Source organism: Lysobacter sp. ISL-50 (assembly GCF_018612875.1).
GTDB lineage: Bacteria > Pseudomonadota > Gammaproteobacteria > Xanthomonadales > Xanthomonadaceae > Lysobacter.
This window is the reverse complement of sequence record NZ_JAGGRI010000038.1, coordinates 21461-44698: the sequence shown is the minus strand read 5'-3', so window position 1 is coordinate 44698 and position 23238 is coordinate 21461. Positions and strand designations below refer to the sequence as shown.

General features: G+C 67.2%; 18 protein-coding genes. 13 read left to right on the top strand and 5 right to left on the bottom strand.

The genetic code is table 11. From position 1 onward, the window contains the following. Nucleotides 1–679 precede the first annotated feature (679 nt). On the bottom strand, nucleotides 680–856 hold the full coding sequence (locus J7J50_RS20155) for a hypothetical protein (protein ID WP_215057144.1): 177 nt from the start codon (nucleotides 854–856) through the stop codon (nucleotides 680–682). A gap of 555 nt (nucleotides 857–1411) precedes the next feature. Here J7J50_RS20155 and J7J50_RS20150 point away from each other — a divergent pair. Next, a complete protein-coding gene (locus J7J50_RS20150) occupies nucleotides 1412–2437 on the top strand; it encodes an AI-2E family transporter (protein WP_215057145.1) in 1026 nt (341 codons plus the stop codon). Between the two features lie 24 nt (nucleotides 2438–2461). On the opposite strand, the gene J7J50_RS20145 is transcribed toward J7J50_RS20150, so the two are convergent. Further along, nucleotides 2462–2905 (bottom strand): DCC1-like thiol-disulfide oxidoreductase family protein, encoded by a 444-nt coding sequence (locus tag J7J50_RS20145; protein WP_215057146.1) that lies wholly within the window; start codon nucleotides 2903–2905, stop codon nucleotides 2462–2464. A gap of 78 nt (nucleotides 2906–2983) precedes the next feature. Between J7J50_RS20145 and J7J50_RS20140 the strand changes: the two genes are divergently transcribed. After that, a complete protein-coding gene (locus tag J7J50_RS20140; RefSeq protein ID WP_215057147.1) occupies nucleotides 2984–3268 on the top strand; it encodes a hypothetical protein in 285 nt (94 codons plus the stop codon). A gap of 240 nt (nucleotides 3269–3508) precedes the next feature. Beyond that, nucleotides 3509–5740 (top strand): TonB-dependent siderophore receptor, encoded by a 2232-nt coding sequence (locus J7J50_RS20135; protein ID WP_215057148.1) that lies wholly within the window; start codon nucleotides 3509–3511, stop codon nucleotides 5738–5740. A 96-nt stretch (nucleotides 5741–5836) separates the two neighbouring features. Here the strand turns inward: J7J50_RS20135 and J7J50_RS20130 are convergent, their stop codons facing one another. The 3 genes from J7J50_RS20130 to J7J50_RS20120 form a co-directional block, all read right to left on the bottom strand. Continuing rightward, complete coding sequence (locus tag J7J50_RS20130) at nucleotides 5837–6625, bottom strand: NrdJb (protein ID WP_215057149.1); 789 nt, start codon at nucleotides 6623–6625, stop codon at nucleotides 5837–5839. 126 nt (nucleotides 6626–6751) lie between these two features. Next, nucleotides 6752–7258 (bottom strand): hypothetical protein, encoded by a 507-nt coding sequence (locus J7J50_RS20125; protein WP_215057150.1) that lies wholly within the window; start codon nucleotides 7256–7258, stop codon nucleotides 6752–6754. A gap of 315 nt (nucleotides 7259–7573) precedes the next feature. Next, nucleotides 7574–9727: an adenosylcobalamin-dependent ribonucleoside-diphosphate reductase gene (locus tag J7J50_RS20120; RefSeq protein WP_215057151.1), complete on the bottom strand. Its 2154-nt coding sequence runs from the start codon at nucleotides 9725–9727 to the stop codon at nucleotides 7574–7576. Nucleotides 9728–10590: 863 nt separating this feature from the next. Here J7J50_RS20120 and J7J50_RS20115 point away from each other — a divergent pair. From J7J50_RS20115 to J7J50_RS20070, 10 genes are all read left to right on the top strand, one after another. Further along, nucleotides 10591–12030, top strand: a complete 1440-nt coding sequence (locus tag J7J50_RS20115) for a Do family serine endopeptidase (RefSeq protein WP_215057152.1) — start codon at nucleotides 10591–10593, stop codon at nucleotides 12028–12030. Nucleotides 12031–12337: 307 nt separating this feature from the next. Beyond that, the gene (locus J7J50_RS20110) at nucleotides 12338–12700 is read left to right on the top strand and encodes a hypothetical protein (protein WP_215057153.1); all 363 of its coding nucleotides are present in this window, start codon (nucleotides 12338–12340) and stop codon (nucleotides 12698–12700) included. 86 nt (nucleotides 12701–12786) lie between these two features. Next, nucleotides 12787–13206: a phage holin family protein gene (locus J7J50_RS20105; protein WP_215057211.1), complete on the top strand. Its 420-nt coding sequence runs from the start codon at nucleotides 12787–12789 to the stop codon at nucleotides 13204–13206. After that, complete coding sequence (locus J7J50_RS20100; protein WP_215057154.1) at nucleotides 13203–13598, top strand: hypothetical protein; 396 nt, start codon at nucleotides 13203–13205, stop codon at nucleotides 13596–13598. Before J7J50_RS20105 ends, J7J50_RS20100 begins: the two co-directional genes overlap by 4 nt. A 535-nt stretch (nucleotides 13599–14133) precedes the next feature. Further along, the gene (locus J7J50_RS20095; RefSeq protein WP_215057155.1) at nucleotides 14134–15333 is read left to right on the top strand and encodes an AI-2E family transporter; all 1200 of its coding nucleotides are present in this window, start codon (nucleotides 14134–14136) and stop codon (nucleotides 15331–15333) included. A gap of 189 nt (nucleotides 15334–15522) precedes the next feature. Beyond that, nucleotides 15523–16239 (top strand): HAD-IA family hydrolase, encoded by a 717-nt coding sequence (locus tag J7J50_RS20090; RefSeq protein WP_215057156.1) that lies wholly within the window; start codon nucleotides 15523–15525, stop codon nucleotides 16237–16239. Then, on the top strand, nucleotides 16236–17615 hold the full coding sequence (locus J7J50_RS20085; RefSeq protein WP_215057157.1) for a leucyl aminopeptidase family protein: 1380 nt from the start codon (nucleotides 16236–16238) through the stop codon (nucleotides 17613–17615). The genes J7J50_RS20090 and J7J50_RS20085 overlap by 4 nt, the downstream gene beginning before the upstream one ends. 76 nt (nucleotides 17616–17691) lie before the next feature. Then, on the top strand, nucleotides 17692–18279 hold the full coding sequence (locus tag J7J50_RS20080; RefSeq protein ID WP_215057158.1) for a nucleoside 2-deoxyribosyltransferase domain-containing protein: 588 nt from the start codon (nucleotides 17692–17694) through the stop codon (nucleotides 18277–18279). Between the two features lie 327 nt (nucleotides 18280–18606). Further along, nucleotides 18607–20703 (top strand): DUF11 domain-containing protein, encoded by a 2097-nt coding sequence (locus J7J50_RS20075; RefSeq protein ID WP_215057159.1) that lies wholly within the window; start codon nucleotides 18607–18609, stop codon nucleotides 20701–20703. A 498-nt stretch (nucleotides 20704–21201) separates the two neighbouring features. After that, the gene (locus J7J50_RS20070; RefSeq protein WP_215057160.1) at nucleotides 21202–23157 is read left to right on the top strand and encodes a GEVED domain-containing protein; all 1956 of its coding nucleotides are present in this window, start codon (nucleotides 21202–21204) and stop codon (nucleotides 23155–23157) included. Nucleotides 23158–23238: the final 81 nt, after the last annotated feature.

The window sequence follows — 23238 nt, the reverse complement described above, 5'->3', positions numbered from 1 at the left end:
GCGGCGGGATGCGCAGCGCCCGAGTGGCAGCACCGGGCTGCCTTGGGCCGCAGGCATCGGATTCGGCATCGACCTCGACGGTGCGAGGCTCGGCCGTGATCCTGCGACCCTTGGCAACGAGTACGGAGAAATCGCCACGTTCCGGACACGAAATGTGACGTGCGTTGTGAACATGAATGATGTTCAGGAAACGCCGGGGAAACTCAGCGCGCACGCAGCCGGTCGCTGCGACAGGCATGTGCCGCAGCGGAATCGCATGGCGAAACCGTTGTTTTTCTTCGACATTCACCCACGCGCCCAGATCCGGCGCCGACGCGCTCCTGCAGTTCCCGCTGTCCATTTCGCCCCCCGGCGATGCTGCCCTGCGAACCTGCTCCGATGCCGATTCCCCGGCACTCACGCAGTGGCCTACAAATCCCTTCTGCGTGGCGAATTTGTCTACGGGATCATTATTGGGTTGTCAATTTGTGTCGCGTCGCTTGATGGAACTTGCGTGTTGAGTCGCCAGATTCGCTGTGATGGAGTTTGCGGTCCGCATGCGTAGCGGCCAAAAAAATCACAATTCAGAGTTGAACTTAAATCGAATTAGCGGTCGGCATCGTGATCGATAACGTGATTGGCATCACCGAGTTTTTCCCGCTCAAGCGACGGAATTACGAACAAACAAACTGTGCGTGGTTCACGTTGCCGCATCATCGGCGAGGCTGTTTTTCGCGCACGGCGAAACCTCGCCGAATCTCGTCGAACGGGCGACCGCTTCGATGCTGGCCGCGCCCCATTGCAAGACATCGATCGGATGCGACGTCAACGGATTTTCGTGTTGCACGAATGCAACGCAATCGTTCGGCATCGCCACTGGAAGTCGCAATCCGGCACCAACATGGCGATGCGATGCGAGCGATACACACGCGCTCGCCACCCCGATTTCAATCGGAGTGGCGAGCCTTGCCCGTAGATTTCAACGCCGATTCGCTGCCGCGTGTATTGGCAGATGAATTCGTCCGCCATGTAGTCGCTTTCGATACCGCGGGCGCCTGCCCGTCGGGCGAACGGCGACCCGGCGGAAGATCACGCGCGTTCGATGCGGGGCCGTCGAGACCGAGCCCTCGCCGATCCCGCTCCGGCAGCTTGGCGAACGCGCGCGGCGGCGAACTCGCACAGGCGGTCGGCAACGATGGCAGCCGCACAGTCGCCGGCACATCGGCTCGGCAGCGACTGCGCGCGGGCATTCGCCCGCCCGGCCGCGGGCGTCGCCGCGCCTCGCCTCACCCCTTGCCGATGACAACCCTTCATACCGTTGATGAGAGCGGTGCCGTAGTCTATGGCGCAGGCGGTTTCGCACTGCTCGATCGCGCAAGTCCGCCGGAGTTTACGGCGCGCAACCCTCTCCACCCTGCCTTGAAGAACCGCCATGTCGACAGTGTCCGAAACGCGTTCGAACGCGCCGCCCGCCCGCATCGCGGCCTGGATACTGGCCCTGATCGGATTGTTCCTGATTCTGCGGCTCGGACTGTTGAGCGCGGTGCTGGCCGGTCTGCTGGTGTTCCAGTTGATCCACGTTCTGGCGCCGCTGGTCGATCGCAAAGTACGCGGACGCCGCGCCCGGCTGATCGCGGTGGCGTTGCTGGCGATCCTGATCATCGGCTTCCTGACCCTGGCCACCCTGGGCCTGATCGCGTTCTTCCGCGCCGACACCGGCGGCGAACAGGCGCTGCTGGCGCGGCTGATGGACGTCATCGACGCCTCGCGCAATCAGGTTCCGCTGTGGGCGCAGCCCTACCTGCCCGACGACATGTCCGACCTCAAGCGCGGGCTCAATGCCTGGCTGGACGAGCATCGCGGCGAGTTGAGCCTGGTCGGCGCCGAAGCCGCGCAGTTGAGCGCGCGCCTGCTGGTGGGCATGGTGCTGGGCGCGATGATCGCGCTGCAGGAAGAACTGCCGGCGCTGCACCTGGGCCCGCTCGGGCAGGAATTGCTGGCGCGGGTCAGCCGCCTGTCGGATGCGTTCCGCCGGGTGGTGTTCGCGCAGATCAAGATATCCGCGCTCAATACCGCGTTCACCGCGGTGTTCCTGCTGATCGTGCTGCCGCTGTTCGGCATCCACGTGCCGATGGCGAAGACGCTGATCGTGGTGACCTTCATCGCCGGCCTGTTGCCGGTGGTGGGCAATCTGATCTCGAACACCCTGATCACCATCGCCGCGCTGTCGGTGTCGATCTATGTCGCGATCACCGCGCTGGTCTATCTGGTGCTGATCCACAAGCTGGAATACTTCCTCAACGCGCGGATCGTCGGCGGCGAAATCAAGGCGCGCGCCTGGGAGCTGCTGCTGGCGATGCTGATGATGGAAGCGGCGTTCGGCATCCCCGGCCTTATCGCCGGCCCGATCTATTACGCCTATATCAAGCGCGAGTTGGTCGATCAGTCCTGGATCTGATGCGCCGGCCGTCGCTCGCGCCGGTCAGCGCGCGTTCGCCGGCGGCGATCCGGGCGCGGTCTTCAGATTGTCGATGTAGCGGATGCCCAGCAGCTTGAGCACCAGATTGCGGATCGCCTTGCTCAGCGGATAGAAGATCCGCGCGCGCCGGGTTCCGCCGAAAAACCAGTAACTGATGCGATTGAAGTAACCCGACGGCGTGCTCAGCAAGGTCAGCATCCGGATCGCCTCCGGGCCGTAGTACATGACGTTCTCGAACTTGAGGACCATGCCCTGGTCGATATCCAGCCCGGCCGCGGTGATTTCGTCCATCAACGCGCCCGGTTCGCGCGCATCGACCAGATGCAGCCGGCCGACGGCCTCGCTCACGCGCGCATGCTTGCAGTAGGCGTTGCACAGCGGACATTCGCCGTCGTAGACCAGCCAGACGTCCCCGCGTCCCGGCCCTGCTTCCGATTCCCGACTCATGGCTGGCTCCTTTCAGGCTCGCGCTGGAAATGCCGCTGCGTTGGGCGTACCTTACACAATAATTAACAAAATAGCTAATTGATTAATTCCAGCCTCACCCGGCCGATCCCGCGCGATGCCCACGTCGGGAACAAGTTCATCCGTCCGCACGAACTGGCCGCGTCGATGAATCGCCATGGCCTGCGCGAACACGAATTCGCCGGCCTGTCACCGGACATCAATCCATTGACCGCGCTCAACGCCCTGGTGCGCAACAAGCTCGGACGCATGAGCTTCGCCGAGTTGGGCTCGAAGCTGAAACTCAAGCGCAGCGACGACTTGTCGATTTCCTACATGGGCTTCGCCCGGGCGCGGGCGCGCTGAACCCGTTCCGCGGATCAACGACGGAACCCGCGCGCGCGGCGGCATCGTCCGGCCATCGCGGCGCGCGCCGGACGACCGCCGGCACGTCGCCGTCGTCGCGCGTGGCGGAGACGCTGAAGGCGGCTCGCGATCACCACGACCCGGATTGGCCATATAATCGCCACCGCCGCGGCTTCCGCCCGCGCGCGACGTCCCCTCGAGCCGCCGCCAGAGGAACCACTCTCTCTGGAAGCGCTTGCCATGTCCGTTCGTTACGCCCTGCGTGGGCTCCCTCCTCATCCCTTGTTCCGCGCCGCCTCCGCGCGGTCGCTGAGCGCCTGCCTGCGCATCGCGCTCACGGCCGGCGCGCTCGGCCTGAGCGGCGCCGGCGCCGCCTGGGCGCAGTCGCCGAGGGCCGCCGATGAACCCGCGCCGCCGTCGCCGGACGACGCGCAGACCCTGGAAACGGTGCGGGTCACCGCCAACCAGCTCGGCACCGTCACCGAAGGCAGCGGCGCCTACACGCCGGGCACCATCGCCACCGCCACCCGCCTGGTGCTGACGCCGCGGCAGACGCCGCAGACGATCAGCGTCATCACCCGTCAGGAAATGGACGACTTCGGCCTGACCGGCATCGACGATGTCGTGCGCGTCACGCCCGGGCTGAGCATCGTCACCTACGACAGCGAGCGCACCGAGTACTACGCGCGCGGCTTCCCGGTGAACAACTTCCAGTACGACGGCATTCCGATGCAGCGCGATTCGGCCTACTCGGCCGGCAACACGCTCAGCGACATGGCGATCTACGACCGCGTCGAAGTGCTCAAGGGCGCGACCGGACTGCTGACCGGCATCGGCGATCCCGGCGCCACCATCAACCTGATCCGCAAGAAGCCTTCGCGCAACGAAGTACGCGGCAGCGTCACGCTCGGCGCCGGTTCCTGGGACGACTACCGCGGCGAGTTCGATATCGGCGGGCCGCTCAGCGCCGACGGCCGCATCCGCGGCCGCGCCGTCGCCACCTACCAGGACGCGCATGCGCACACCGATCACTATCAGCGCCGGACCGAGGTGCTGTACGGCGTGCTGGAAGCCGATATCGGCGAGGCCACGCTGCTGACCGTCGGCGCCGATTATCAGGACAGCGATCCGCGCGGTTCCAGCTGGGGCGGCATCCCGCTGCTGGACAGCCGCGGCGATTTCAATCGCAAGCCGCGCTCGTTCAACAACGGCGCGCGCTGGAGCCGCTGGCGCCAGTACACCCGCACCGGCTTCGCCACGCTGGAACACCACTTTGGCAACGACTGGGTCGCCAAGCTGCAGCTCAACCATCAGGTCAACGGCTACGACGCCGCGCTCGGCGCCGGCGCATCCGGCAATCCCGATCCGGTCACCGGCACCGGCGTCGGCCTGTGGCTGGGCCAGTACATCGGCAAGACCGTCAGCAACGCGGCCGATGTCTACCTCAGCGGCAAGTTCGCCTGGCTGGGCCGCGAGCACGAGCTGGTGATCGGCGGCAGCGTGTCGCGCAAGCGCTGGACCAACGACGGCTACTTCGCGCCGGCCGACTATCCGCTGCAAGTGCCCGACTACCGCAGCTGGAACGGCGATATCCCGGAACCGGCGTGGGTGCCGGCGTTCGCCAACGACGAAGTCACCCGCGAGAGCGGCGCCTACATCGTCGGCCGCTTCGATGTGGCCGATCCGTTGAAGGTCATCGTCGGCAGCCGCATCGCCAACTACAAGGCCGTGGATATCGACAAGAGCGGTATCCTGGTGCCCTACGCCGGCGCGGTCTACGACCTCAACGACAACCTGTCCGCCTTCGTCAGCTACAGCAGCATCTTCAAGCCGCAGAGCAATCAGGACGAGCAAGGACGCCGGCTCGATCCTCTTGAAGGCCGCAACTACGAGCTGGGCCTGAAGGGCGAGTTCCACGACGGCCGCCTCAACGCCAGCGCCGCCGTGTTCCGGCTCGATCAGGACAACTACCCCGACCCGACCGGCGGCCGCACGCCCAGCGGCGGCATCGCCTATCGCGCTTTGCCCGGCGTGCGCACCGAGGGTTATGAGCTGGAACTGTCCGGCCAACTGCGCCCGGGCTGGCAGATCCAGGGCGGCTACGCGCACAAGATCGCGCGCAAGGACGGCGGCAAGATTTCAACGCTGGAACCGGAAGATCAGTTCAGCGTGCACACCAGCTATCGCCTGCGCGGCGGCCTGCAGGGCTGGACCGTCGGCGGCGGCGCGCGCTGGCAGAGCCCGACCTGGGGTGATATCCCGCACCCGACGCTCGGCACGATCGAACACCGCACCCAGCCCTATTGGGTGTTCGACGCGATGGCGCGCTATCAGGTCAGCGAGCAACTGTCGGCGACGCTTAACATCGGCAACCTGTTCGACAAGCGCTATTACACGATCTTCGACGCCTACAGCACCTACACCTGGGGCGAGCCGCGCAATGTGCGGGTGGCGGTTACGTATCGGTTTTGAAGCGGGCGTCGGCGCTCGTGGACAAAAAAGAAGGGCTCCCGCGTGGGAGCCCTTCGTGTATTCAAGCCGTCGATCAAGCCGCCGGCCGAAGCCCCCTCAACCGCATTTCGAATAACCGCAGTTGAGGCAGGTCGCGCAGCCGTCCATCAGCACCAGCGCCTTGGTGCTGCACTTGTGGCAGACCGTGGCCGAAGGCGGGAACGAGGCGCCGTCGCCGGTGACGGTGACATCTTCGTTGCGCGGCTCGACCACGGTGATGCTGGCCGAACGGGTTACTTCAGCGTTTTTTTTTGCGCCGCGCTGTTCGTAGGCGGCGCGCTTCTCGGCGATGAGTTCGCGCTGGGCGTCGCTCATCTCCGGGTCGTGGATCATGCCGATCGACTTGAGGTGGTCTTCGACGATGGCGCCCATCTCGGCCACCAAGGACGGCATGTAAACCCCGCCGGCCTTGAAGTAGCCGCCGCGCGGGTCGAACACCGCCTTCATTTCATCGACCAGGAAGGTCACGTCGCCGCCCTTGCGGAACACCGCCGACATGATCCGCGTGAGCGCCACGATCCACTGGAAGTGGTCCATGTTCTTGGAGTTGATGAAGATCTCGAACGGCCGGCGCGATTCGTGTTCGGTGCCGGCGTTGAGCACGATGTCGTTGATGGTCACGTACAAGGCGTGCTCGAACAGCGGCGATTTGATCTTGTAGGTCGAGCCGATCAGGATCTCGGGACGCTCGATGCGTTCGTGCATCTGGATGACGTTGTCCGCCGGCAGTTCCTCGGCCTTCACGGCCGCGGCGCTGGCCGCGGCTGCCTTCGCCGCTTCCTTCGCCTTGTCTTCCGGGGTGACGACGCTGTAGCCCTTGATTTTCTTTTCGATCTTGACGGCCATGGGCCCGACTCCTACTGCGTTGCGTGTTCTGGTGTGGGGTGACGCTGGAACGGGTGCGGCGCGGCTGGGGCGGCCCTCACCCTAGCCCTCTCCCGCCAAGCGGGAGAGGGAATGGAGCGTTGAGGCTTAACGTTTGGCGGCTTTCTTGGCGGCTTTTTTCGCAGCCTTCTTCGCCGGCGCCTTCTTGGCGGCGGCCTTCTTCACGGCTTTCTTCGCGGGCGCCTTCTTGGTCGCGGCTTTCTTGGGCGCTACCTTCTTGGCCGCCTTCTTCGCGGTCTTCTTCACGGCCTTGACCGCCTTCTTCGCGGCCTTGGCTACTTTCTTCGCGGCTTTTTTCGGCGCGGCTTTCTTTGCGGCCTTCTTCGCCGCCTTCTTGGCCGGTTTCTTGCCGGTGGCCTTGTCCTTCAGCGCGGAGGCTTCCTTCTTGGCCTTGGCGCTGGCGGAGGCGAGTTTCTTCTTCGCCGAGCCGACGGCTTTCTTGGCGGCCTTGCGGGCCTTGGTCGCGGTCTTCTTGACCGAGGCCACGGCTTCCTCGGCGCGGGTTGCGATGGCGCTGCCGATGTTGGACGCGGTTTCTTTCACGTTCTCGGCGGCCTGGGTCAGGGTTGCCGTCACTCCATTACCGTTGCTCATGATGCCCTCCTGGTGGGCGATTTCTAATAGCGGTACGCGTGGCTACGTGCAGCAATCGGGGTGTTGCCGGAGTGATGCTATACCCGTGGCGCGAGAGAAAAACAGTGGCGGCTGATACCCGATCGCATCCGGGAGATTCGTCGCGGTTACCGGCGCTGCCGGGGCGGTCGTTGGCGCCGGCCCGGGACGCCGGACCGGACCGGTCGCGGGCCTGCGCGAAGACGCTCGGCGGGCGCCGCGGCTGAATGCGACCGCCCGCCTTGCGCGTCCCCGGAATCGATCCGACTTCCCGGGCCGCGCGCGGCGGGCGCGCCGTCAGAACTTGCCGTAATAGCCTTCTTTCAGGGCGTCGAACAGGTTCGCGGCGGTGTGCATCTCGCCGTCGTATTCGATCTGTTCGTTGCCCTTGACCTCGAGCACGCTGCCGTCTTCGAGCTCGAAACGGTAGGTGGTGTTCTCCAGGTCCGCTTCCTTGACCAGCACGCCCTGGAAGGCGGCCGGGTTGAAACGGAAGGTGGTGCAACCCTTCAGGCCTTGCTCGTGGGCGTAGCGGTAGATGTCCTTGAAGTCCTCGTACGGATAGTCCGTGGGGACGTTCGCGGTCTTGGAAATCGAGCTGTCGACCCATTTCTGCGCAGCGGCCTGGACATCGACGTGCTCTTTCGGGCTGATGTCGTCGGCGGAAATGAAGTAGTCGGGCAGCCTGGAGTCGGCCTCTTCGCTGAACGGCATGGCGCGGGCGTTGATCAGCTCGCGGTAGGCCAGCAGCTCGAAGGAATAGACGTCGACCTTTTCCTTGGACTTCTTGCCTTCGCGGATCACGTTGCGGCTGTAGTGATGGGCAAAGGACGGCTCGATGCCGTTGGAGGCGTTGTTGGCCAGCGACAGCGAGATGGTGCCGGTCGGCGCGATCGAGCTGTGGTGGGTGAAGCGGCTGCCGATGTCGGCCAGTTCCTCGACCAGTTCCGGCGCCACTTCGGCCACCCGCTGCATGTAGCGCGAGTACTTGGCGTGCAGGACCTTGCCCGGGATCTCCTGGCCGATCTTCCAGCCATCGGCCTTCATCTCCGGACGCTTGCGCAGCATTTCGGCGGTGACCTCGAAGCGCTCTTCCATGATCGGGGCGGCGCCCTTCTCCTTGGCCAGCGCCAGGCCCATTTCCCAGCCGGCCACGGCCATTTCGCGGGCGATGCGCTCGGTGAACTCGCACGACTGCTCCGAGCCGTACTTCATCTTGAGCATGGTCACGGTGCTGCCCAGGCCGAGGAAGCCCATGCCGTGGCGGCGCTTGCGCATGATTTCGTCGCGCTGGCGCTGCAGCGGCAGTCCGTTCACTTCGACCACGTTGTCGAGCATGCGGGTGAACACGCGCACGACTTCCTTGTATTCCTCCCAGTCGAACTCGGCCCGGTCGGTGAAGGCGTTGCGCACGAACTTGGTCAGGTTGACCGAACCCAGCAGGCAGGCGCCGTAGGGCGGCAGCGGTTGTTCGCCGCAGGGGTTGGTGGCGCGGATGGTCTCGCACCACCAGTTGTTGTTCATCTCGTTGACGCGGTCGATCAGGATGAACCCGGGCTCGGCGTAGTCGTAGGTGGAGACCATGATCATGTCCCACAGGTGGCGGGCGCGGATGTGGCCGTAGATCTTGCAGGCGACCAGGCCGTCTTCGCGCGAGATGTAGTTGCGCGCGGTCGGCCAGTCGCGCCAGACCACTTGCTCGGCGTTGTCCAGATCGACGTCGCCGCGCTCCTTGATGTTGACCGGGAACACCAGCGGCCAGTCGGCGTCCACTTTCACCGCGTCCATGAAGCCGTCGGTGATCAGCAGCGACAGGTTGAACTGGCGCAGGCGGCCGTCTTCGCGCTTGGCGCGGATGAAGTCCTTCACGTCGGGGTGGCTGACGTCGAAGGTGCCCATCTGGGCGCCGCGGCGGCCGCCGGCGGAGGACACGGTGAAGCACATCTTGTCGTAGATATCCATGAAGGACATCGGACCGGACGTGTACGCCCCGGCGCCGGCGACGAAGGCGCCGCGCGGCCGCAGGGTGCTGAATTCGTAACCGATGCCGCAACCCGCCTTGAGGGTGAGGCCGGCTTCGTGGACCTTCTCCAGGATGCCGTCCATCGAGTCTTCGATGGTGCCCGAGACGGTGCAGTTGATCGTCGAGGTCGCCGGCTTGTGTTCCAGGGCGCCGGCGTTGGAGGTGATGCGCCCGGCCGGGATCGCGCCGCGGCGCAGGGCCCAGGCGAAGCGCTCGTACCAGTACTGCTGCTTCTCGGCGTTGGGCTCGGCATCGGCCAGAGCGCGGGCGACTCGCAGATAGGTGCCGTCGATATCGGCGTCTACCGCTTCGCCGCTCTTGGTCTTGAGGCGGTACTTCTTGTCCCAGATGTCCTGGGACGCGGGCTGCAGGGCGATCTCTTGCTCTGCCGCCGGATTCTTGACCGCCTCGAGGCGCACGGTGCTCATGCCTGTTTCATCTCCTTCTATTGGCGGCGGGCCGTTGGGTTGCGCCCGCCGCCGGTGGTTTCTTTTTTGTACGAGGTAATCGGGGTGTAGCCGATGGTGTCGCGGTGCTGCGGTGAAGCGGTTGGATCGGGTCGAACGGTAATCGGGACGATCGTATGTGTTCCGCTTCGGATGTCCTTACCTACATGTTGTGTATCGATTCACGTGTGTACGGACCGTCGCGGGTGTTGCAGCCTGCGCCGGACCAGGTCCGGCGCGGGGATTTCCAGCCGTCGTCAGCCCCCCGCCGACGACAAAGCGCGCGAGCGCGTTGTTACGCGCCGCGAGCGGCTGATTTGGATGTTTTGAGGTTCGCGTCCGCTCTCGTCATGAGCCCGCTCACTTCTAAGGAGACGCTGAGACCATCCCAAGCTGAACCCCTACGCTTGGGCTCCCTCCACGGAACCAACCACTAGATGTTGTGGCCCCGCAGGGAACTCAAGCTACGCCCGGCTTTCCTGGAAGTCAACGGCTTGTTGATGACTATCACGCTTTTCGCGACATGGCACCGTCACAAAATGCGTATCCCGATGCGTGTCCGATTCAGTCCCGGGACGCCATTACTCGTGCCTGGATGCGCCCTCGATGGCCGCGGCCGCGGCGGCGCGCGATGGCGGCGCTGCGCCGACGCACTTCATCGGTTATTTATTGCCGGTCTTCGACACTGAACGCGGCCGGCACTGAACGAGTCGCGGCGGTCGCAGTCCAAGTTCGTCGCCCGCCGGCGGTGGATTCGTACCCCGCGGTTGGCTCTGCCCCGTCGCGCCCACATCGTTAGTCAGACCGCTCCGCTCCCTTTCACGCTCAACCGGAACCGCAACGCGATGCGCCCCTTGCCGACCCTGATGACTCTTGCCCTGGCCGCTGCCTTCGGCGGCTTCGCCGCCACCGCGATCCGCGACGGATTGCAGGCCCCGGCCCAGGCCTCGCCGGCCGCGTCCGCCCTGCTGCCCGTCCCCACCACCGCCGCGTTGCCGGCCTCGGTGAGCGGACAGGCCCTGCCTTCGCTGGCGCCGATGCTGCAGAAGGTCACCCCGGCCGTGGTCAGCGTGCACACCAAGCAGACCGTGCGCATCCGCAATCCATTCGCCAACGATCCGATCTTCCGCCGCATGTTTCCCAACATCCCGCAGGAACGGATCAACGAGTCGCTGGGCTCTGGCGTGATCATCGATGCCAGGAACGGCTACGTGCTGACCAATCACCATGTGATCGAAGGCGCGGACGAGGTCTCGGTGACCCTGGCCGACGGGCGCACGGTCAAGGCCGACTTCATCGGTTCGGACCCGGACACCGACGTGGCGCTGATGCGGATTCCGGCGCAGAACCTCAGCGCGATCGTCCTGGCCGACTCCGACGGATTGAAGGTCGGCGATTTCGTGGTCGCGGTCGGCAATCCCTTCGGCATCGGCCAGACCGTGACTTCGGGCATCGTCTCGGCGGTGGGCCGCAGCGGTCTGCGCGGGCTGGGCTACCAGAACTTCATCCAGACCGACGCCTCGATCAATCCGGGCAACTCCGGCGGCGCGCTGGTCAATCTCAACGGCGAACTGGTCGGCATCAATACCGCCAGCTTCAATCCGCAGGGCAGCATGGCCGGCAACATCGGCCTGGGCTTCGCGATTCCGGTCAATCTGGCGCGCAACATCAAGGACCAGCTGATCGCCAACAACGGCGTTGTGCGCCGCGGCACGCTGGGCCTGGAGACGCAGGACGTGACACCGCAGCTCGCCGCCGGCCTCAAGCTGGGCGAAGCGCGCGGCGCACTGGTCTCGCGCGTGTTCGCCGGCAGCGCGGCGGCGGCGGCGGGGCTCAAGCCGGGCGATGTGATCCTCGGCGCCAACGGCCAGCGCCTGGACGGGCGCGATGCGCTGCGCAATTTCGAAGGCCTGCAGTCGATCGGCAGCAAGATCGCGCTGGAGGTGCGCCGCGACGGCCAGCCGCTGCAGCTCAACGCCACCTTGCGTGAACAGCCCAAGTCCATCGCCGGCACCGAACTGGACCCGCGCCTGAGCGGCGCGACCTTCGGCGAATTGCCCGAACGCCTGCGCCAATCGGGTTTCTCCGGCGTGGTGGTGGAAAACGTGGCCCGCGGCAGTCGCGCCGAGGCGAACAATTTGCGCAAGGACGACATCGTGCTTGCGGCCAGCAGCGGCGAATTCGACGATCTTCCGGGTTTCCGCGCGAGCTTCACGCGCAATCCGGCACAGTTGATCCTGCGCATCCAGCGCGGCAACGGCGGCGGCAATCTGCAGATGCAATAACCGCATCGACACGCGCGGCCGTTAAGATCGGCTCACGCGGCGCGATGCCTGGTCGATCGCACTGCGTCGGCCGATGTCGAATCCGTCGCCGCGGTCGCGGCGATGAGGTTCAACGATCCGGAATCCATCGGCCCGCGCGCCGGCCGGTCCGGAGGTTCCACCGACAAGCAATCCGTTGCACCCGGGCGCCGCGCGCGGCGCGTCGCTTACCACCGTCGAGGGCAGGCACCGCCCGGCCCCGCGACGGCCCGCTAGAGCCCTGGATTCGTTCAGCGGTTCCATTCCATGCAGCACGGAGGAACACCCGATGACCCCTACCTCGACTGACGCCATCAAGAGCAACCTCGGCGAAGCCGGCACCCATCTCAAGCAGGCCGCCAGCGATGCCGGCGAAGCGATCCGCAACGCCGCCGGCGTGGCCGGCGAAGAATTGAAGATCGGCAAGGCCAACGTGAAGTCCGGCCTGGCCGACAGCGCGCTGGCCGGCATCGCCGCGGCCGAGAACGCCGGCGGCGCCGCGCGCGAGCAAGTCGATGCGCTCATGGACAAGGGCCGCGACCTGATCGAAAGCGCCGCCGAACTGGTGCGCGAGCGTCCGCTGGCCTCCTTCGGCGTGGCCTTCGCCGCCGGCTTCATCATCGCCAAGCTCGCCCGCAGCGGCGACAAGTAAGCGTGAGCGACACGCCGCCCACCGATCGCGAGGCGGACGACGCCGCGCACGCCGGCCGCGCGCCCCGCCAGGGGCCGCCGCCGTCGATCGACGATGCCTTCCGCGAGATCAGCGACGCCGGGCGCGAAGGCCTTTCCGCCGCGCTCGACACCGGCCGCGCGCTGCGCGGCCTGCTGATCGCGGACTTCGCCCTCGCCCGCAGCGCCCTGGGCCGGGCTTTGCTGTGGGTGAGCGTGGCGATCATCTTCGGCGCGTCGTCGTGGCTGTTGCTGATGGCGGCGTTGATCGCGCTGCTGCAGGGCATCCTGGGCTGGTCGTGGCTGGCGTCGATGTCGGCTGCGGCCGGACTGAGCCTGGTGGTGACCGCCGTCGGCGTGTGGCAGGCGCTGCGTTATTTCGAATACACCCGCTTGTCGGCGACGCGGCGGCAACTGCGCCGGCTGGGCCTGGGCGACGACGACGACGACGATCGCGAGATCGGATCGCACAAGACGGAGGCGCGATGAGCCGGTTCGATCGTCTGCAACGGCGGGTGGACAAGCGCGAGCAGTTGCTGGAGGGGCGCTTTCAGCAGGCTGTCGAGCGCAAGGAAGTGTTGAAGAAAACCTGGCGGGAGGCGTGGACGCCGGGGCGGATCATCATTGCGGGGTTGGTGAGCGGTTTCGTCATGGGCCGCGCCGAACCGGTCAAGATCGCGGTCAAGAGCGGCACCTTGATGCAGATGGTGACGATGCTGTCCGGGCTGTTCGCCGGCAGCGGCGCGCAGGAAGCCGCCGAACATGCGGATCAGGCCGCCAGTCAGGCCGGCCATGCCGCGCGCGAGGCGGGGCATGCGGCCGATAGCGCGCAGGCGGCGACGGGCGCGCCGGCGTCGGCTGCACGGCGCGACGCGGCTTGATTCAGTAGTGAAACTTTTGCGGGAGGAAGCTTTTGTGGGGGAGCTTTTGTGGGGGAGCTTTTGTGGGAGGGAGCTTTAGCCCCGATGCTTTTGTCTCCGCTCGTACCCGACTCTCACCACTGCTGATCGAACAGCGTCGGGCCTGAAAGGCCCTCCCACAGTGGACCTCCAAGCCACGAGCGATAGCTTTTTTGTGGGAGGGAGCTTTAGCCCCGATGCTTTTGTCTCCGCTCGCACCCGACTCTCACCACTGCTGATCGAACAGCATCGGGCCTGAAAGGCCCTCCCACAGTGGACCTCCAAGCCACGAGCGATAGCTTTTGTGGGAGGGAGCTTTAGCCCCGATGCTTTTGTCTCCGCTCGCACCCGACTCTCACCACTGCTGATCGAACAGCATCGGGGCTAAAGCTCCCTCCCACAAAAACACCCCTCCCACAAAAGCTCCCTCCCACCACCGCCCCCGGATCGCGCAGGCCCTACCCCACACGCATGCTGGCGCCCTCACGCACGACGGCGCACAGTGCGCGTCTGCCGAATGCACGATCCCGCCGCCTTGAATCCGTCCACGCCGCCACCGCCCGACGCCGCCGATCCCGCCTCGCCGCCTGAGCCGATCACGCCCCGGCCGGGATCGCCGGAAACGGCCGCCGCCGACCCCGGCGCCGACTCCGCGCAAACCTCCGCCACCCCGCCGCGCCCGCCCGGCCCGGTCTCGCTGCTGGTCCTGGCCGCGCTGGCCGTCGGCTACACCCTGTGGGCCGCGCAGGAACTGATCCTGCCGATCCTGCTCGCGGCGTTCTTCGCCCTGGTCGGCAATCCGATCCTGCGCCTGCTCGGCAAGCTGCGCTTGCCGCGGGCGCTGGCGGCGCTGATCGTGCTGATCGGCGGGCTGGCCATCGCCGGCACGCTGACCCTGCAACTGGCCGAGCCGGCCAGCGAGTGGGTGCGGCAGGTGCCGCGCGAACTCAAGCAGGTCGGGCCGAAGCTGCGGCAGATGACCAAGCCGCTGCAGGAGGCCAACCGCGCCGCGCAGAATTTCGCCCGCGCCGCCGGCGGCGAAAGCACGGCCAAGCCGGTGCAGGTGGTCAAGACCGAACTCAACGATCCCTATCGCTCGCTGACCGCGACGCCGCGCTACGTCGCCCAGGTGCTGGCGGTGGTGCTGCTGACCTTCTTCTTCATGGTCTTCGGCGAATCGCTGCAACGCAATGCGATCGCGCTGCTGCCGAATCAGCAGAAGAAAAAACTCACCATCGACATCCTGCATTCGATCGAGCGCGAAATCTCGCGCTACGTGCTGACCATCAGCCTGATCAACAGCGGCCTGGGCCTGGCGCTGGCCTGCGCGCTGTTTGCGCTGGGCGTGCCGCCGCAGGAGTCGCTGCTGTGGGGCACGATGGCGGCGATCCTGAATTTCGCGCCGTTCGTGGGGCCGTTGATCGGCATCGCGGTGATGCTGCTGATGGGCTTCGTCGCTTTCGACGATCCGGGCGCGTCGCTGCTGCCGGCGGGCTTGTACCTGTTGCTGCACACCATCGAATCGCAGGCGGTGACGCCGATCGTGCTGGGCCGGCGCATGCGCCTGTCGCCGCTGGTGCTCATGCTGGCGTTGATGTTCTTCGGTTGGCTGTGGGGCATCGTCGGCCTGCTGCTGGCGGTGCCGTTGCTGGTGTGCGTGAAGCTGGTGCTGGCGCGCATCGAAGGCATGGAGGGGTGGTCGAAGTTGATGGAGTGAGGGCGCGGGGCCGGGTCTGCCGGCCGCCGCAATCGCGGCCTGCCTTTCGCGATTTCGGCGACCGGAACCAACAGCGTCGGGCCTGAAGGCCCTCCCACAGGGATTCGCCGGCCGCGGCCGGCGTGTGCCGCGGCCGGCCTGTCGCCTGCATCACCCATTCAGCGGCGCGGCGCGCGCTAAAATGGGCGGATGAGCTTTCCCGTCCGTGCCATCACCCTGGACCTCGACGACACTGTCTGGCCGATCGCGCCGGTCATGCTGCGCGCCGAAGGCGTACTCGACGACTGGCTGCGCCAGCACGCGCCCAATACCGCGCAGCGGTTTCCGGTGCAGGCCATGCGCGCGTTGCGCGATGAGATCGCCGTGCAACGGCCCGATCTGGCCCACGACTACACCACCCAGCGCCGCCTCACCCTGGAACGCATGCTGCGCGAGTCCGGCGACGACATCGCCCTGGCCGCGCCGGCCTTCGACGTGTTCTTCGCCGCGCGCTGCGAGGTCGAGCACTACGCCGACAGCGAAGCCGCGCTGCAGCGGCTGGCGGCGCGGCTGCCGCTGGCCGCGCTCACCAACGGCAACGCCGATCTGGTCAAGATCGGGCTGATGCCGCTGTTCCGCTTCCAGCTGGGCGCGCGCGAACACGGCCGCGCCAAGCCCGATGCGAGCATCTTCCACGCCGCCTGCTCGCGCCTGGAGCTGGAGCCGGCGCAGGTGCTGCACGTCGGCGACGACATCGAACTCGACATCGTCGGCGGCGCCCAGGCCGGCCTGCGCACGTGCTGGATCAATCGCGAAGACCGCCGCTGGCCGCACGCGCACCTGCGGCCCGACCTGGAATTCACCACCCTTGCCGAACTGGCCGACTGGCTGGACACGGCGCATCGCACGGACACCGCAGCCGCATGACTCTGCCTTTGGGCTTCACCTCTTCCGACGCCGACGCCCTGCCGCTGGCCCTGGTCGGCCGCGTCGGCTTCAACGCCTGGCGCGACGCGCTCACGCCCGCGGCCGCGGCCTGGGCCCAGGCGCAGGGTTTCGACGGCTCCGCCGGCACCGTGCTGGTACTGCCCGGCGAACACGGCGAACTGGCCGGCGCCGCGCTCGGCATCGGCGACGCGCTCGATCCCTATTCCTACGGCCACGCGCCGTTCGCGCTGCCGGCGCGCAGCTGGCGCCTGCAGGGCGAGCACGACGCGGCGATCCGCGATGCCTTGCGCCTGGGCTGGGGCTTGGGCAGCTACCGCTTCAGCCGCTACAAGACGCCTTCGCGCGCACCGGCGCTGTTGCACACCGACGCCGCGACCGACGACGAAATCTTCGCCCTGCTCGCGGCCAGCCTGCGCGTGCGCGATCTGGTCAACACCCCGACCGAGCACATGGGCCCGGAGGAACTGGAAGCGGTCTCGCGCGAGATCGCGCAGCGCTTCGGCGCCGACATCGATGTGGTTACCGGCGATGCGCTGATCGCGCAGAACTTCCCCGCGATCCACGCCGTCGGCCGCGCCTCGCATCGCGCCCCGCGCCTGATCGCGTTGCGCTGGGGCGATGAATCGCATCCGCATATCGCCATCGTCGGCAAGGGCGTGTGCTTCGACACCGGCGGCCTGGACCTCAAGCCGGCCGACGGCATGCGCTGGATGAAGAAGGACATGGGCGGCGCGGCGCACGCGATCGCGCTGGCCGAACTGATCATGGCGCGCAAGCTGCCGCTGCGGATCACGATGCTGGTGCCGGCGGTCGAGAACGCAGTCGGTCCGGATGCGTTCCGGCCGGGCGAGGTGATCGCCACGCGCCAGGGCATCAGCGTGGAGATCGACAACACCGACGCCGAGGGCCGCGTGATCCTGTGCGACGCGCTGACCTACGCCGGCGAGCAATCGCCCGAACTCCTGCTGGATTTCGCCACCCTCACCGGCGCGGCGCGGATCGCGCTGGGCCCGGATCTGCCGGCGCTGTATTCCAATCAGGACGAGATCGCCAACCAATGGCTGGACGCCGGCGCGCATCAGCGCGATCAAGTCTGGCGCATGCCGCTGTGGCGTCCGTATCTGCGCTATCTGACCAGCCACATCGCCGACATCGCCAACGGCGGGCCGTCGAAGATGGCCGGCTCGGTGACCGCGGCGCTGTATCTGGAGCGCTTCGTCCCGGCCGACCTGGCCTGGGCGCACCTGGACGTCTACAGCTGGAACGACGCCGACCGCCCGGGCCGTCCGGCCGGCGGCGAGGCGCAGGGGCTGCGCGCGGTGTACGCCATGCTGAAGGCGCGCGCGGCGGCTTGATCGCTTCGCTACGCAGACCGCGGATGGCGCCCGTTGTCCGCGGCCCGTCCGTCCCTCCGCGCCCGGGTTCGCCGCGATGAAAGCTGTGTTGGTGTCGATCACTTTGGCGATGGCGACGATGACGACGCTGCCGACCCAGGCCAGCGAAACTCCCGCCCCGGCCGGCGTCTCGGTCACCGTGCGCTCGCCGCAACCGCTGCCGCGCGACGGCCGGCTGACGGTGTTCCTGGCCGGCAGCATCGACATGGGCGGTTCCAGCGACTGGCAGGCGCAGGCGGCGCGCGAACTCGCCGACGAAGGGGTGATCCTGCTCAATCCGCGCCGCGAGGACTGGAACCCGGCCTGGAAACCGGTGGCGCAGGAGCCCGAATTCCGCCGCCAGGTCGAATGGGAACTGGCGGCGCTGCAGCGCGCGGACGTGATCCTGATGTATCTGCAGCCCGGCTCGCAAAGCCCGGTAAGCCTGCTCGAACTCGGCCTGCATGCCGCCTCCGGGAAGTTGTTGCTGGCCTGCCCGGACGGGTTCTGGCGCAAGGGCAATGTCGATATCACCGCCGACCGCTACGGTGTGCCGCGCTATGAGTCGCTGCCGGCCCTGATCGAGGCGGTGCGCGCGCGTCTGGCGCGGTTGCGCCGCGAACGGCCGGGCCGCGCCGCGGACTGACCCGGCCGCGGCGATCCGCAGGCTCCCCTTCTCTTTAATGACCTTGCGGCCAGACCGGTTCGAATCCGTCCGCGCCTGAGCGACGGCCCGGCCCGGCCGGTTCGCCGCCGCTCCCGTCCCGGCCGGGAGCCCAGTTCAGCCCTTTTACGCTCCGTGCCTCCCCGGGCTTGGCATTCGCCCCCGCTTTCAGACAAAATGTGATTGTCGGCACATTTTTAATGCCGCGAATCATCAAACGGCGACCCGGGCATCGGCCAGGGGGCCGGGGCAGCCAGGCAGCGTCAGCGCGCCCGAACCTTCGCAGTAAGGCTCGTAATAGGGGATTACATGAATCGTTTGACCCGCATCGGTCGCAGGACCGCCTGGACGCTGTGCGTGTGCCTGATGACTTTGGCCGGCGCGGCCCACGGCAACGGCGCCACCACCCAGCGCGCGGCCAACAGCACCGGCGGCGTGCTCGCCAACGGCTCCGACGGTCTGCTGGTGACCTGGGGCAGCAACAGCCAGTTCCAGGTACGGCTGGCCAATGCCAATCAGGTGTATTCGAACACCGCCTTGCCGAACTCGGGCTCGATGTTCAACAGCGTCTATCTGCGCGTGGACCGCGGCACCAACGCCACCACCCGCATCTACACCAACGCCGACAACGCCGCGGGCGCGCCGTTCTCGACCTTCACCCAGGTCTCGCAAACCGCGCTCGCCGGCACCGGCACGGCGGCCTCGCCGTATACGACGACCACGGTGCTGCGGCCCGGGGCTCCGGACAACGCCATCACCGTCACCATCGTCGATAGCTACATCATCCCGCAGGCCTGGTTCACTCGCCGGGTCGCGGTGAGCGGCATGCCGGCCACCGGCGCGACGATCAAGCTGTATCAGAACGTAGACACCTATCTGCTGGGCGGCGATAACGGCCCGGGTTTCACCCGCACCACGCCGGGCAACACCAGCGGCCGGCCGGATCTGGTCGGCGTGATCAAGAACAATCAGTTCGAAGCGCTGTGGTGGGAGCCGTCCTCGGGCACGCCGAACTGGGACCGCTATTTCAGCGCGACCTACAGCCAGGCGCAGTCGCTGATCTGCAACGGCACCACCACCACGACCACGCCCTGCACCACCGGCACCGGCAACCTCAACAACACCATCGATGCCAACGCCGCCACCGACAACGGCATGGCCGCGCAGTGGAACGTGCCGTCCGGCGCGGCCAGCTTCACCGCCGAATACCGCATCACCTTCGCCTTGAGCGCGGTCGATCTGACCAAGAGCTTCGCGCCGACCACGATCAACACCGGCGGCATTTCCACGCTGACCTTCGATCTGGCCAACAAGAGCGTCAACGCCACCGCCAGCATCAATTTTCTCGACACTCTGCCGACCAACGTGGTGGTTGCGCCGACTCCGAACATCCGCACCAGCTGCCCCTCGGGCGCCACCATGGGCAGCGCCTTGCCGGCGGGCATGACGGTCGCCGCAGGCGCGGGGACCGGCACGATTACCGTGACCGGCGCCAGCGTGAACGGTGCCAGCGCGGTCGGCAATCAGGTCGTCTGCCAGATCGCGGTGGACGTCACTTCGAACACGGTCGGCGTCTACCACAACACCAATTCCAGCATCAGCAACACCAACAACCTGGTGAATCTGGTCGCCGACGAAGTGCTGACCGTGGTGCAGGCGCAGTTGACCGCGAGCAAGACCGTCAACGGCACCCTCGCCGCCGGCCAGACCGGCGCGGCCGCCGACGGTTATTTCTCGATCGGCCTGCAGAACAACGGCAGCGGCCCGACCGTGGGGGCGATCACCGTGGTCGATACCCTGCCGGCCGGCTTCACCCTGACGGCGGCATCGAGCGCGCAGGGCACGGTCAACTGCGGCACCTTGCCGGCGACCGGCACGGTGACCTGCACGTTCACTCCGACCACGCCGATCGCGGTCGGCGCCAGCGCCAGCGTGCGCTTGAACGTGGCGATCGCCGCCGCGACCAGCGGTTCGCCGACCAACCACGTCGCGGTCGCCGGCGGCGGCGATCCCGATCCGCTGCCGACCTGTCCCGCCGCGGGCAATCCGCAGTGCGCGCAGGTGACGGTACCGGTCGCGGTCAACATCGCCCTGAGCCTGACCAAGAACGAGGTCGGCGGCGCCACCGCCTACACTCCGGGCGGCACCACCACCTACACCCTGAGCGCCTGCAATCCGACCGGCCCGGCCGTGGCCAGCGGCGCCACGGTCAACGATCCGCTGCCCAACGGCGTGACCCTCACCGGCCCATGGAGCTGCACCGCCACCGGCACCGCGACCTGCCCGGCCAGCGGCGGCGCGGCCGGCGGCAACAGCGTGCAGATCACCGGCGTGGTCCTGCCGGTCGGCACCTGCATCAACGTGCAGGTGCCGGTGCGGTTCAGCGCGAACCCGGGCGACTACTGAGTCATGACGCGTCCGGCGCCTTCGCGGCGCCGGGCGCGGACTGCCTGCCCCGCTTCCGCGATCCGGCTCCGGCCGGGGCCTGCCTGACCGATCGCCCCAGCCGTCGCCGCGGCCACCGTCCGACCCCGATTCCACGCCCAGGCACCGTGGCGGCGCGGACCTCCGGCACCCGCTCCGCCCCGTGCATACGCCCCGGGTTCGCGCAAACCACCCGCCAATCCGGCCGATCAGGACCGGAATCGCCCGCCGGCGCGCGCGAAATTCACGCCATTACGGCCCCCGATCACGCACCGTGGCCGCACCAATACACAAATTACGTGTTGAGTCTTAAGGCTTGAATCCGTATTGGATGTGCCAGTCGTAGAGTGCGCCTGTACGTCATTGCATCAGGGCTCCTTGCCCGCGGGCAGGGTTTGCAACGCGTCATCAGGGGAAATCGCTATGGGGAAGCAGGCGCGCTCACAGCGGAACTGGCGTCTGGCGACGCTGGCGGCGGGTATGGCCCTGATGGCATGGGGCTCCACGGCGGGCGCGGTCCAGCGCAACAACGCCACCGCGACCGGAACGACCGGCCTCAACGCCACCTCGACCAAACCTTATCCGTCGAATCTGACCGCGAGTTACGCGGTCTCCGGCGCCAACCTTCAGATCGATTCCAACACCGCGCTGATGAACGCGATCGGCGGCGCGGCGGACACGATGTACACCCCGAACTTGCCCGTCAACGCCACGACGGCGATCCAGTTTCAAACACTCGATGCCGGCTGCCCCTTCACTGTCGGCGCATCGACGGTGCTCTGCAACCGCGGCACCCTGACCATCACCTACAGCCGGCCGGTCACCAATCCGACGCTGCATTTCGTCGGACTCGGCGGCCAGAACGCCAGCGCGGTCGACATCATCTCCTCGCGCACCGTGCATACGCTGACCACCGCAGGCGTCAGCATGACCTTGCTGGGCGGCGCGACCAATCTGCAAGTGACCGGTTCGACCCTGGACCTGGTCAACACTTCGTTCAACGGCACCAGTTGCACCGCGCCCGCCGCGCCGGCCAACCAACTCGCCGGCTGCGGCAGCGTGCGCATCAACGGCACGGTGACGACGCTTACGTTCAATGTGCAGCTCGCGGCCAGGCGCAATAACGTGGCGTTCGGCCTGCAGGCGACGGCGGACGCCTACCTGATCACCACCACCGTCGACGAAGACTACGGCGACGCGCCCGCGAGCTACGACTCCGTCGCAGCAGCCAGCCACATCGTCGATGGCATCCGCCTGGGCGCCACCGTCGATCTCGACAACCCGACGCTGTTCAACGACACCACGCCGGTCACGCCCAGTCCGTTCGCGGTCGCCGCCGGCGGCGACAACAACGGCGCGGCCGGCGACGGCAACGACGAAGACGGCCTGAGCACGCCGCTGGCGAACCTGCATACCGGATTGATCGGACAGACCTATACGCTTTCGCCCAGCCTGAGCGGCAGCACCGCCGCCGGCACGGTGTGCGGCTGGATCGACTTCAACCGCAACAACGTGTTCGACACCAGTGAGGGCGTGTGCAACGCCGTCGCCAGCGGCGCCACCGGCACCGCGCTGAATTGGACCGTGCCGATCGCGACCACCGCCGGCCGCAGCTACGTGCGCCTGCGCGCGACCCAGGGCACCCAGCTCACCACCGCCACCCCGACCGGCCGCGTGGACAGCGGCGAGGTCGAGGACTACATGATCGAGATCAAGCCGGCGGTGCGGGTGATCAAACTGCTCAATCCGACCAGCGCCACCGGCCGCTTCGACCTGGGCATCGGCGGCACCGCCTTCGCCCTGGCCGCGGGCCACAACGACACCACCGGCTTCCGCACGCTGTACCACAACAGCGCCTCGGGAGCGCCCGACCTCACCGTCGCGCAGAACATCACCACCACCGCGATCACCACCACGGTCAGCGAAGTGCCGACGCCGGCGACCACCGCGCTGTACGTCAGCACCTACGCCTGCGTGAACGGCTCCGGCGCCAGCGTCGCCACCGGCACCGGCACCAGCGTCAACATCACCTTGCCGGTCTCGGTGACCGGCGCGGCCGCCAACGGCCGCGCGCAGACGATCACCTGCACCTTCACCAACCGTCTGGCGTCCGCGGCGCTGTCGATCGCCAAGACCGAGAGCCCCGTGCGGACCACCTACACCCCGGGCGGCTCGACCACCTACACGATCCAGGCCTGCAACGCGGCCGGCGCCGACCCGGCCGACGGCGCGGCCGTCGCCGACACCTTGCCGCCGGGCGCGACCCTGTCGGCGCCGTGGAGTTGCACCGGCAGCGGCGGCGCCACCTGCTCGGCCGCCAGCGGCGGCACCGTCGGCAGCAATCTGATCTCGCTGACCGCCGCCACGCTGCCGGCCGGCGGTTGCATCAACATCAGCGTGCCGGCTGTCTTCAGCTCGAATCCGGCCGATTACTGATCGCCGATCGCGACATGCTTGCGCCCTCTGCCGTTGACCGCAGAGGGCGCATGGCCCGGCCGGGCGGCCGAACCGCAAGCG